The following is an 11,842-nucleotide window of genomic DNA, read 5'->3' as shown; positions in this document are numbered from 1 at the left end:
GCAGACGCCGAGCACGCGAGCGGAGCAATAGGTGCCGACAAAGTGGCACAGACCAGCATCATCGCGCTTGTCGACCTCACGGTCTTCGCGGTCGCAGAGGAAAGGCGTCAGGAGCGGAACGCCCTTCCCGCTACAGCAGTTCGAAAGGCCAAAAATCTTCCGGGTGCAACGCAGATGCTCGCCGCTGAAGATCTTCAACTGGTCGGGATCGAAGCCATCGCGCATGTTCCCCATCACGTTCATGGCGACCATCGCGTCCTTGAACTCGGTGGACGCCTCGCGCGTCACCTGCGTGCATTCGCCGTCGATGCAGTAGAGGTCGCCAGCGCAGACATAGGCGGCTGAAGCGGAGGTGCCCGCTTGGGGAAGAGTGCACTGGTACCAGCGGTCATGGACATTGCAGGTCACGCCGTCGGGATCGTAGCTCAGGCATTCATCATGACTGAACTTGCAATCAGAGCGTGCTTCCAACGCGGCGCAGTCATTGGCCGGTGCCACACCCTGGCACTGATAGGTGCGCTGCCACTCCCAGCAGCTTCGCGTAACCGAAAGACCATTGATCACCCGCGTCTCGTCAGGGGCCGTGCAGACCTCGCTGGCAAGGGTGCAGGTGGCGCCATTGGTGGCACTCCGGCAAGCAGCTTCGTCTATCGTTTCACCGACGATCCGAGCAGTGTTTCGCTCGACTCCGCCCGGCACGCCGCTGAGCCTTGAAGGGCATTGCCAGATCTGGCGGTAGATCGGCTCTCCAGGCTCCGAACACCATTTGCGGCCGTTATCTTCTGCTACCCACTGCAGGCACCGCTGACCGATGCGCACGCTCCTCTCGAGGGTGCAGGAACCCGAACCCTGCGCATTGGCAAGCATCGGGCACATGTCGGTCCGCTCGGCAAACTCGTCGGTTTCACAAGCATATTCCCATGAACGCCGCCCTTCGGTCTGAACGCTAAGCGCGGCATTGCATGTCCGTGGTGCGTCAAAGGGCTGCGACCCGCTGTTGCAGCTTTCAAGATAGGTCGTTGCGCCATCGCCGCCCGGGGGAAGCGGCGAACAGGTGTTGGCTTCCCCTCCGATCCCAGCTCCCGCCCCGAGGTAACGATCGGGATCGCCCTCAATTGCCGAGGCAGACGACAAATCGATCGTCGCAGGATCGACGACCTTGCGGCGCGGATCAACGACCGTCCGGTATTGCTCCTGGTAGCGCTGTGCTTCGGCGGCCGTCGTCAACCCCTTGGGGTCATCGACATAGCGCCGTGCTGGAATGTCCGTCCCGCCAAAACCGGGCACACTTGCTTCACTGCCAGCGCTCAGAATAGTCGAGTTCGTGCCATCGCGCAGGCTGCGGGCCATGGCCTCGCCATCGGCGCGCGCATCGCCAGATGTCATCTGGGCATGAGCAAGGTGCCCGGACGCGAGCAACGCAAGACAGGCAAATGACAGCCGCACCGGGTTCACCGCGCCGTCCTCATGTTCGCGAGCGCGACCCGAGACACCGGTGCGCCCGGGCCGTTGGCGTCAGCAAAAGTTTCGAGCACATAGGCCACGCTCACATTGCCCGCGATCCGGTCGTGGGGTGGCGGCGCGGTTACGCAGTCGAGCGGGTCACAAGGCTCAAAATCCGTCGAGAGCGCCACGAAGGTCGGCACCCGGTCGACACGGAGCGAGCGGAACAGCCGCGGGTCGATCGCGACGTTGGTGGCCCCCGCCTGGTCCACAACCTTGCGGATACCCGTGATGAAGGCTTGGGGATTGCCGGAGGAAAAGCCGCGGAAAACCACGACGCCCCCAGCCTTGGTCGTGTCCGCAATAAGCCGGGCGAGCGCGTCCTCCGGCATCGACAGGCTGGCAAAGGCGATGAAAAGCGGCGCGCCCTTGGGCTGAACATTGCCGGCCTTTGCGCCGGTTACGATCGCGTCGAAATCAATAGGGCCCTTGACCCCGCCCATGTCCGATACATCGAGAACCTGCGCGGAAGCCTTGGCTGCATCGACGACACCTTGCGCCTCACTACGATGCGCCTCGCTCCTTGCGGTCGCGAAATCGAACAGTTCTTGCGCATCGGCCTGCGCCGCGTGCCCGCGCGCCTCGATAGCTTGAATATCGAGACCTTCAACGGTCTGGGCGAAGACCGCCACCGCAAAGCCTGTCAGACCGACACCTGTAAGACAGAAAGCGAGCGTGCGGTTCACTATCTCTCTCCCGGCTAAAGGACGCAGCAGTTGCGCTTGCGCCAGACAAGGAAGCCCACGTCTTCACCCTTCACAGGGTAGACCTGACCCGCCTTGGGCAAGAGCGTTGTGGCGCCGATGGGCGAACAGGCCTCGCGTCCGCTCACCATTGCGGTTGGGTTCACCTGCTGCAGGCGGTACTGGCTCTTCTTGAGGATCGGCATGAGATACTTGGAGCACAGCGCCTTCGGACCGCTGGTGCCCCAGGCCAGGCCCTGCCGGTGCATCTTGTAGATCATCCGCTCGGCTGCGAGCCGGGCAGATTGCTTCATGCCAACGTTCGCGCCGATGTTGCCGTTCATCGGGTACATCGGACCCTGACAGCCAGAGCACCAGAACAGCTCATCCATCGGCAACTTTGCGCTCGCCGAAATGCAATCGGCCGAGCAGGCAGCTTGAGCCAACGGCGAGGTGAACAGGGCCGCCTCGGGATTGAGCAGCGTGGTCAGCTCATCGTCCTGCCAGAGCGGATCGATCTCGCTCAGATAGGCCACATCGAAGGAGCTTGCCTCGAGGCACAGGAAGTCCGTTACCACCTCCAGCCAGTAGAGAAGCGGGTAGATGTAGTAATGGACGTGGTACTTCGCGCTGTTCTGCGCCTGACCACCGACCTGTGAAGAGTCTGAGGCATAGCCATTGCCGATCGAGAAGCCGGGATTGAGTTTGATCCCGCCGAGATTGGGGAAACACCACGGCTTTGTCGTGACGTCGACGAGCCGCACCGGCTCCCAGAAACCCATCGCGAGGCCAATGCGCGGAACAGGAGTGCCGCACGCACAGATCGGGAGGTCCGGATTCTTGGTGTCGGCCCGGGAGGACGGCCAGATCTTGAGCGAGCCGAGCGAGAGCGGGAACATGCATCCCCAGCACACATCGGTGACAGGATTGACGAAACTGCCCGAGCAGCGGCCAGGCCCGGTCGGAAGACCTTGAGCCGCTGCCGGCGTTGCCAGCGCTGCTACCAGCAGAGCCACGATGGGAGTCAGAAGCCTACCCAGCATCCTGGTCCTCCCTGCCCTGCATGAGCCACGCATCGTCGGCTGCATTTTTCGCCTTCAGCCAGAGCCAACCCTGAACGATGACAAAGGTGACGGTGGCGCCCAGCCAGGGCAACGCCAGAGGGCGTGACAACGTGCGCAGCTCGCCAAAGAAGAGAACTGTTGCGGAGAGCACTGCGCAGCCCATGATCACTCGGATGCGGGCGCCGCGCAGCATCGGCGTTTCGGGGGCAGCGAGCGGGACCGGCAAAAGATCGCGCCACCCGGTCATGTCGGCTGCCCCTTGCGGCGGATGACATGCTCGGTGACCTGCAGCAGATCACCCTTGCGCTCGACCACGGCGGGCGTGTGGCGGATACCGAAATGCGTTGTCAGGCGCCCATCCTGGTCGAAGTAGAAGCGCCGGCGATGCGTTTGCATCAGGGTGAACGGCGAGCCGTCGACGAAGATGATCTTGGCCGTTTCATCGCTTCCCCGCTGCATGGCCCAGGCGAGCTCTGCCGGATCGTTGCCATTGATGAAGACGAGCTTCTTCGAAAGACCCGTATAGCTCAGCGGATTGACGCGCTGACCTGCGACAGCAATGAGACTGCCGCGATCATCGCGAATGTCGTTCTCGACCACGATGGCAGGATCAAACTCCCAGCTGCGGGTCTCACCCGCAGGGCTCATCCCGGCAACAGCCACCGGCTGCATGACCCGCTGCGTGACCTTCTCGGCAAAATGGCGGTTCAGCGCATCGATCTTGCCGCTCGCCTGCGCCGTATCGAGACGGGCCTTGATGACCGCCAGGAGGTCAGGCTCGATAACGGGCCAGGTCTGACCCATTTGTCCATGATCGACGCCCACGCGCGTGGGCGGAACGGGCACGCCTGCACCGATCACGAACGGCGTCAGCACCGCAAGAAGGATTCCGCGCTTCACAGGCCCGCCCCTCACAGGATTGCCCTTCCGGTGCCAACCAGACGGTCGCGGCAGACAAAGCCGATATGCGCGTAGCGGCTGTCGAACCCGTCCTTGTGCGAGGTCGCTGCAAAGATGCAGCCCTTTGGCACTATGCCCAGAGGGCCTGCCTCGAGCGCGTCGCCGCGCTTGGTCACAGGCTTCAGCGATGCAACCAGCTGACCATTGACCAGAACGTCTGCGCCCTGCCGCGTCACGACGTCTCCCGGCAAACCGACCGCGATCTTCGCAAAAGGAGGCGGGTTGGTACCAAAGTACTTGGTCGTCACCCGGTCATGGCCCGGATGAAAGATCACGTAGTCGCCGCGCTTCGGGAAGCGGCCGCTCTCCACCAGGAAGGCCCAGTTTGGAAGCGAGTCCGAAGCATTGACCATGAGGGCGTGCGTTCCGCTCCACCGGGCCAGCGCGCTGAAACCCATCGCGAGGGAGCTCAGCACGGCGATGACCGCCAGCTTCTGTACGAGCGAAAGGCCCTTGGGATCAGCGCGCTCCACCACCCTGCCCTCCGCCATTCGCGGCCATGAAGGCCTGCATCTCGGATTCGACGCGGGCCGCATTTGCTGCCGAGCCCTTTGGTCTCACGCCCGATCCCATGCCCTGCATCGCTTGAGCGGGCGTCGGCCGCGGGACCTTGGCATAAACGGCAGCCTTCACGCTTTGCGTCACGTCCGGCACATTGCCGCCAACGATGGCCTCGTGAACCAGCACGACTTTGCCGCTCTTGGAGAGGCTGGCGACAGTTTCATCGAGCGCCGCCATGAAGACAGCCGTCTCGCGTGCAGCCGTCGTTTCGTCCGCGCTCGAACGGGACTGCGCCTGCAGATATTCGCCGATGATCCCCTGAAGCTGCAGCTGGACGAACTCCTGCCTCGAGTCCGGCGAAGCTGCGATGTTCCGTGTCACCCAGGCGCCCCAGATGAACATGGCGATGCCGGCTACAAGCAAGACCAGTTCCCGCGTCGACATGCCGGCAAAACGGCGTTGCATGAGCGTTCCGGTCGGTTTTCGCGCCGCTGTCGAGACAGCCTCGTGGGCCGGTGGCAGCTCATCAAACAGATCTCTCATTGATCCTCTCCCCCAGTAACAAGAGGCACGGTAAGGGCAGCGCGAAGGCTCGCGCGGCGGAAAAAGGCGGTGAGCGCCACGACAGTCGCGAAGATGGCCAGCACGAGGGCCTCGAATTCACTCTGTCTGGCAGGGCCCGCTGCTGCGAACCGCGATGCGAGGTTGCCGAGCTGCAGCATCAGCCCTGCAAAGGTGAAACTGCCCAGCACAACGAACACGAGCAGCCCCGTACCAAGCGCCGCGAGCAAGGTCGTCGCGCCCCACCCTGCGAGGCGCAGGGCCACAAACAGCGCGTCCTGGCCGCGCTGGACAAGATCCGCCCTCTGCCGGGAACGAGGCAACGCGATCATTCTGCCGCCTCCGCCTGCTGGTAGCCTTCGGGAAATGCGACGGCCTCGATCGCGTCGTGCATCGGCAGCCCGCGCTCAATGTAAGCCTCGATGCGCGCGAAAACGTCAGGGCTCGATGAGTAGAGTGCTGCTGAATAGCGGTCGAGGACGAGCCGTCCGATGCTTTCGGTATCGGGCCCGCGGATGAAGATATCCGAATAATCGGTGCCATTGCGCTTCAGCGAGCGCAGCAGCGCCTCGGTGAGGTTGTCCATCTCGAAGCGATCCGAGTTGCGGAAGTCCGAGATGGTCTCGCCCTTCTGCTGGAGGATCAGGAACCAGTCAGAGTTTTCGAGCGCGGCCCGCGAGCCTTCCGACTTGTAGTAATCGTGGATCGACTGGGTGGCCGTAATCAGCGCGCCGCCGTACTTGCGGCACGTGCGCGAATAGGTCTCGACGAAGTCGGCCATCGCCCCGCCCTTGAGCATCTGCCAGGCCTCATCGATGATCAAAGGCTTCGGTGTGGCGCGATCCATCCGGCGCATGACCTGCGAGGCGATGAACATGATCGACGTGAGAACAACGCCGCGCAGCTCCTCGCGGGTCGCAAGATCAGAGAGCTCGAAAACCGTCAGATCAGCGGACAGGTCAAGGTTGGCATCGCCCAGAAAGAAGCGGCCGAAAGTGCCCTTGGCCGCGAACGGCAGGAGCGAGGTAGCCAGATCATAAGCACAAGGGTGCTGGGCCTCCCCGAGCGCCGCGATAACATGGTCGACTGTCCCGTCACGGCCATGCTCCTCCCAGACGAGGTTGACCGCCTGGTCGATAAGCCCCCGTTCGGTGTCGTTCAGCCGGTTCTCGTTACGCGCCATCTGGGCGATGATCGATTTGAGCATCGCGAGGCAGTCGACCAGATAGTCATCGTCCTCGCGCGCAAGATGCTCATCGATCATCCGGAACGGGTTGATCGAGATGCCCGAGGACAGCTTGAACTCGGTGAACGTGCCGCCAAGAGCCTTGGCCATATGCTCGAAGCTGCGGCCATCGTCGATCACGATGGTCTTGGCTCCAACCCCTGCAAAGCTCGCGGTCAGATCCTGGAGGAGAACCGATTTGCCCGAACCGGACTTGCCAGCAATCGCAACATTGTGATTGCCGGCAGTATTCTGGAACGGCGACCAGAACTGCGGTTGACCGCGCCTGCCAATGAACAGCAGATGCGGAATATTCCCCCCGACATACTCTCCCTGGATCGGCGCGATCGCTGCAACATTGGCCGAGCGCATCGTCCGCAGGCGCTTCATGCGCTTCAGATCATGGTCGAGCCCGTCGGCAAGCAGCAGCGGGAAGTGCGCCATAAAGGCGGGCAACTGGATATGGGTCTCGTCGATCAGGTCCCATCCCGTGGCCTTGTAGAGCGCTTTCAGCGTGCGCTCGCAGGGCTCGCCCCGGCCCTTGGGTGCAATGATCGAGACGGCATAGTAGCAGGAGACCAGCTTCTCGCCCTGCTTGACCCTGTCGGCCACGAACTGCCATTCGGCGGCTTCGGTGCGCAACTTGGGAACGAGCTTGACGCCCTTGCCATCGGCCAGCGATGTCGTTCGCGCGAACTTGTATCCTGCCCTTGCCTCCGAGGATTCCGGGCCCGGGATGATCCCGCAGACCGTCTGAAGCACCGGGCAGGGAAGACTGAGCTTGGGATTGAAGATGTCGCCGATGATCTTCTGGGTATCCCAGGGTGCCCAGCGATCAGGGAATCCTCGCACCGCCATCGTACGGACGTCGAACCGCTCGGGCACAAAGTCCTTCAGTTCGGGGACACCCGATGCGACTGCGCCGGTCGGCCGCAGCGATTGAGCATGGAGGACAAGGCGGTCCTTCTCGACATGCGTCACCAGGTCGCGCCGGACACATTGCTCGTTGATCGGATCGAACCGGTTATAGTCCGGGACCTCGTCTCCGGCACCGTTTGATGGCGCGAGGATCTCGTCGAACAAGCGGATGAGATCGATCGGCGCGAACTGCCGGACCGGAACGTTGATCGATTCCAGCGCCGAAATGATCCCGTCGCGCATCGTGACGAGGTCATCATTGGTGAGACCGGACGCTTGCCCAATGCCCACCGACATCACGACGCGAAAATTGCGCACGAAAAATGGTCCATCGCTCGCGAGCGTTGACCAGGCACCGCCAACCAGTTTGTCGAGGCGGTGGCGTGCCAGTGTCCGGAAGACGCCCGAAGCCGTGAAGCGGGGCAGCGCCCAGGCCTGCAGCATCTCGGCTACCCTGGGACTTGAGAAGTTGGTCACGCTGAAGCGCGTTCCGGGCTGAAGAATATCGGAGAAGATCGTGCCGATGATCTCGCTGACCCGGTCATTCGCACCCACGAGCGGTGCAAGCTCGAGAATGAAGCCCTTCGAACGGACCTGGTGGAAGATGCGCTTCTCCTCGTCGAAGGAGCGATAGCCGAGAAAATGCGACAGCATCGGCACATCAGGCGCGCGGGCGCTGCGCTCCGGCTTGCGGCTGTCTCCCACAACGAGATCGACGATCGAGCCCAACATCGCGCCTTACTCCACGACGCCGCTGAAAGCGGCAGGCTTGGGCCGGGCGCGGGATCCCTTTGCAGAAAGCCGCTGGGCAACCTCCGCCTGAATTTCGGCGATCGGATTCTTCGCGTCGGCCGTGGCGACCTCAGTCCCGGCCGCGCCCTTGCGAGGATCGGGCTTTGCGTCGCTCCCCTCCGGCAACGCCGCGAGCAAAGGCGGAGCGCTTTCTGCTGCGGCAAGAAGACCGCGACTGCGCGCAACCTTCGGACCCCGCTGAGCAATCTGTTCCATCGCGTCCCCGCGTCCGGGAAGCAGTGCTTCGGTGCTCACGACCCGGCGCGCATGCGTCGTGCCGCTGGCATCGGTGAAACCGGGGAAGACCACAGAGAGTTGATAGCGCGGGGCGCTGCGCGCCACAGGTGCTGCACTTGCCAGATGCGTGTCGTGGACAGGTGCATCGATCCCGTCATCCATCCGGTAGGGTCCGGCGGGATTGAGAAGGTCGGTCGAGCTGGTCTCTTCGATCCGGGCAAGCGCAGTATCGTCGATCACGGACGATGGGGCGCAGATTCCGTCGGGCGCATTGCAGCGGAAGTTCGCGCTGACATTAGTCCCAAGCGTCGAGCAACCCGACAGCAGGCCCCCGAGGACCGCAGCGACCATGGCAGCTTGCGAACGCAGATTTCTGTGCATCATGATGCCTTTCCTTCGATCCAGCTGAGCAGAAAGTCGCGCGGGCGGTAGCCGTGGAGAACCGCGCCATCTTCGCGGACGATGACCGGCGTCCCGCTGAAGCCGTGCTGCCTTGCGAAGGCCTCGTTGGCATCGAGCCCGCTGGTGTCACACGATCCTGCAGATGTGACCGCCCCGCCCTCGTACGCCTGGGTTACTGCCCGGCGCCGGTCGGGTGCGCAGATCACGGCCTCCGAGATTTGCCTTGTGCCGAGCACCGAGATCGGGCGCTCGATCACCTTGACATTGAGGGTCCCCAGCGTCTCGTGAAGCCGCTTGCAGTAGCCGCAGCGAAAGTCGCTGAAGACCGTTATGGTCCTGGTTCCACGGCCCATCACGATGCTGCCGTTCTTCGGCAAGGTCGCAAGGGCTGCCGGATCAATCCGGGCATCGGCTGCTGCAGACGGCGAACCAGTAGCGCCTGCCTGCGGCTTGGCCTCGGGCTCATCGCTTGCACCGGCACCGCCGACAAGCATGTCCGGGTTCATCTGGAGGAGACGGGCAGCCGTGAGGTCCTGTTTGGTCTCCATGTCGTAGACGCGCCCGATAATCAGGTAGCGCGCGCTATGGTCGATGTAGAACAGGTTCTGGCGGGCCTGGATCTCGCAGACGCCGTCGATGGACTTGCAGTCGATCGCTGTGATCTCGGTCTTGGGCAGGCGCTTGGTCAGCGCTGCCTGGATCGAAGCGGGGTCACTCGCCGCCGAGGCATGAGCAACGGCCGCGATCGCGGCTAAGCCACTGGCTGCCAGTCCTCCGGCTGCCGCGATCTGCCATGTCTTCCATTTACGCTTCATGGTGGTCCCCTCAGTTTCTGATGAAGGTGCCGTCAAGGAAGACGACCTCGACTGCGGCCCCGGTGGGCATCTCGACAACCGGCTGATATTGCTCGGCGCGCTCGATGAGATATTCCGAGACCGTGGTGCCGGCCTGCTGTCCGCCGCCGCCCAGGGCACGCAGCCCGATTTCGCCAGCGCCGGGGGTCCGTCGGCCCTCGCCCGCGATGATCGGCTGATTGAACCCTTCACTGAGCGCGTTACCGACGCCGCTCACGAGACCTGCCAGAAAAGCCTGGGTGGTCAGTGAGCCCTCGCGGCTAACCACGCGGCCGCGCACGCCCACTTTGCCGCCGAACGCGATGAACCCCTTGACCTCCGATACCGCAAAGCGGCCGCCCGGCTGCGCGCATGTCATACGCTGCAGCTTCACATAGACCTTCTCCGAGGAGAGGTCCCCGTAGGCTGCTCCGTTGACCATGCACCCCTGCACCCGGGTCGCGAGGAGCTTCCCATCCCCGTAGACCGAGCGCGCGGGCCCGGTGATCCGGAGCAGGACGGGGAGCGGATCGCTCTGGCTGCGCGTATTGGTCGTGGCATCGACGCCGACCACCACCGTTGCCTTGGCAATCGAATTCGGGGGCAGATAGTTGGGCGAGTCCGTATAGACGGCGGGCGACTTTGTCGGGTCGATACGCGATGCCGTCCCGCTTGCTGACGTGAACGAGACCATCTGGACGTCGCTACCGCGGCGCACGGGCGGGGCTTCTGCCGCTCCGGCCTCTGGTGACGCCGGCACGCCCATCTCGCGGGCCGCCGCGACAGGTCCTGGCGCTGTGGGTCGCGCGTTGCCCCTCTGGACTTGCTGGCGCAGTTGCTCGTTCTCACGCTCGTAGGCTTCAAGGACACGCTGGCCATCGCGCGCCATGGCCGCATTTTCGCCGCGCAGCGCCTCGATCTCGGATTGCATCTGGGCGAACTGCGCGCCCTGCGCCTCAAGGCCCTTGAGACGCACGTCGGTCGAGTTCATCTCGCCCTCGTACATCGCGACCCATTCCTGATCGACGCGCTGCCGGTTCAGAAGTGCATCGGTCGAGACAGTTGTCTTGGCCCCCTTCTCCGTCGCCTCTTCGATGGTCTCCTCGGTGTCGAGGACATACATGGCCCCAGCCACCGCGATCACGCCGGCAAGACCGAACATCAGCATCTTCTGCCGCTTCTGGACCAGTGAGTTCTCTGCAATGGCACCACTCGCATCGAGGGTGTCATGTTCCTCAGCCTCGCTGGCATCGAGGTCCTTGGGTTTGCGCTTGAGGAAATCCATCTGACTTACCCTCCTGACGGTACGACGACGTAAGCGGCGGTGGCCTGGCCGCTGGCAAGGTTGGGATTGGAAATGCTGACCGCGATGGCGCCGTCTCCGGCGATGATCTCTTCCTTGAGCGTCAGCGGCTCAGAGCCATTGTTCTCGATGCGCAGGACCTTCCCGGTCATGGTCGGGCTGCGATATTCGCTGACCAGCTGGACCTTGAGATCGCCGACATTGACCGCGGCACGGGCAGCATCGCTGATCTCGAAACCCGCAACGCGACGCTGCTCGAACATGGCCCGGACGAGCGAGACCGCACGATCATCGAGCGTTGCAGAGGCCTCGAGCGACTGAGGCGCACCCTGAGGGTTTTCGAGATCGGCGTTGGCGACGAAGACCTGCAGCGCCGCTTCGCCCGATACCTCGCAGTCGAACTTGTAGACGAAGCCACGGCGCGTCGTCCCGAAGAACGAAATATTGCGCTTGGAATAGCCGTCCGGAACGGAAAGATAGATGTCGCCGCGGGTCGGCTCGTGCACGATTGAGAAGTCTTCCTGCGGAACACCCGCCTGGACACGCGAGACCGAGACAAACTGGTCATCCTTCAGCGAAATCCGGGTAAGGTCCGACTTCGACGCCTGGCAGCGCACCTCGCCATTGTCGGCTGCCAGAATATGCTCGTCGGCGAGAGCCGGAACGGCGGTCAGAGCGAGCGCGCCGCCGACCAGTACGACCCCGCACAAGCGAAGGAGCTGGCAGTCAATGCGGGAAGCGAGGACGCTGCCGGTCGCAATCAGCAACGAAGGCACAATCGGGTTCATTGTTCCTGCTCCTTCTTGACGACCACGCCAAAGCCCTTGAGGCGGAGCGAGACGCCGGTGTGCTGCCAATGG

At 63.2% G+C, this 11,842-nt stretch carries 13 protein-coding genes; all 13 read right to left on the bottom strand.

The genetic code is table 11. The features are described 5' to 3' along the window. Positions 1 to 1,455: conjugal transfer protein TraN (gene traN / locus Q0082_RS00365; protein ID WP_298188622.1), on the bottom strand; the 1,455-nt coding region annotated here is incomplete at its 3' end. Next, positions 1,452 to 2,189, bottom strand: coding sequence for a type-F conjugative transfer system pilin assembly protein TrbC (gene trbC, locus Q0082_RS00360; RefSeq protein WP_298188620.1), 738 nt, complete (start codon positions 2,187 to 2,189; stop codon positions 1,452 to 1,454). The genes traN and trbC, both read right to left, overlap by 4 nt. Positions 2,190 to 2,203: 14 nt before the next feature. After that, positions 2,204 to 3,229: a conjugal transfer pilus assembly protein TraU gene (traU, locus tag Q0082_RS00355; protein ID WP_298188617.1), complete on the bottom strand. Its 1,026-nt coding sequence runs from the start codon at positions 3,227 to 3,229 to the stop codon at positions 2,204 to 2,206. Next, the gene (locus Q0082_RS00350) at positions 3,219 to 3,497 is read right to left on the bottom strand and encodes a hypothetical protein (RefSeq protein WP_298188613.1); all 279 of its coding nucleotides are present in this window, start codon (positions 3,495 to 3,497) and stop codon (positions 3,219 to 3,221) included. Before Q0082_RS00350 ends, traU begins: the two co-directional genes overlap by 11 nt. Next, on the bottom strand, positions 3,494 to 4,150 hold the full coding sequence (gene traW, locus Q0082_RS00345; protein WP_298188610.1) for a type-F conjugative transfer system protein TraW: 657 nt from the start codon (positions 4,148 to 4,150) through the stop codon (positions 3,494 to 3,496). The genes Q0082_RS00350 and traW overlap by 4 nt, the downstream gene beginning before the upstream one ends. Before the next feature lie 11 nt (positions 4,151 to 4,161). Further along, the gene (locus Q0082_RS00340; RefSeq protein WP_298188608.1) at positions 4,162 to 4,683 is read right to left on the bottom strand and encodes a S26 family signal peptidase; all 522 of its coding nucleotides are present in this window, start codon (positions 4,681 to 4,683) and stop codon (positions 4,162 to 4,164) included. Then, the gene (locus Q0082_RS00335; protein ID WP_052241845.1) at positions 4,670 to 5,254 is read right to left on the bottom strand and encodes a TrbI F-type domain-containing protein; all 585 of its coding nucleotides are present in this window, start codon (positions 5,252 to 5,254) and stop codon (positions 4,670 to 4,672) included. Before Q0082_RS00335 ends, Q0082_RS00340 begins: the two co-directional genes overlap by 14 nt. Then, entirely contained in the window at positions 5,251 to 5,604 is a 354-nt protein-coding gene (locus tag Q0082_RS00330) for a hypothetical protein (protein ID WP_298188604.1), read from the bottom strand. Before Q0082_RS00330 ends, Q0082_RS00335 begins: the two co-directional genes overlap by 4 nt. After that, entirely contained in the window at positions 5,601 to 8,147 is a 2,547-nt protein-coding gene (gene traC, locus Q0082_RS00325) for a type IV secretion system protein TraC (RefSeq protein WP_298188601.1), read from the bottom strand. The genes Q0082_RS00330 and traC overlap by 4 nt, the downstream gene beginning before the upstream one ends. A gap of 6 nt (positions 8,148 to 8,153) precedes the next feature. Then, positions 8,154 to 8,684, bottom strand: coding sequence for a hypothetical protein (locus Q0082_RS00320; protein WP_298188599.1), 531 nt, complete (start codon positions 8,682 to 8,684; stop codon positions 8,154 to 8,156). Positions 8,685 to 8,824: 140 nt separating this feature from the next. Beyond that, the gene (locus Q0082_RS00315) at positions 8,825 to 9,661 is read right to left on the bottom strand and encodes a DsbC family protein (RefSeq protein WP_298188598.1); all 837 of its coding nucleotides are present in this window, start codon (positions 9,659 to 9,661) and stop codon (positions 8,825 to 8,827) included. 10 nt (positions 9,662 to 9,671) lie between these two features. Continuing rightward, the gene (locus Q0082_RS00310) at positions 9,672 to 10,964 is read right to left on the bottom strand and encodes a TrbI/VirB10 family protein (RefSeq protein ID WP_039330809.1); all 1,293 of its coding nucleotides are present in this window, start codon (positions 10,962 to 10,964) and stop codon (positions 9,672 to 9,674) included. A gap of 5 nt (positions 10,965 to 10,969) precedes the next feature. Next, complete coding sequence (locus Q0082_RS00305; protein WP_298188595.1) at positions 10,970 to 11,770, bottom strand: type-F conjugative transfer system secretin TraK; 801 nt, start codon at positions 11,768 to 11,770, stop codon at positions 10,970 to 10,972. Between the last annotated feature and the right edge of the window lie 72 nt (positions 11,771 to 11,842).

It is taken from the genome of Novosphingobium sp., assembly GCF_027489515.1.
GTDB lineage: Bacteria > Pseudomonadota > Alphaproteobacteria > Sphingomonadales > Sphingomonadaceae > Novosphingobium.
This window is presented reverse-complemented; position numbering and strand designations above follow the sequence as displayed.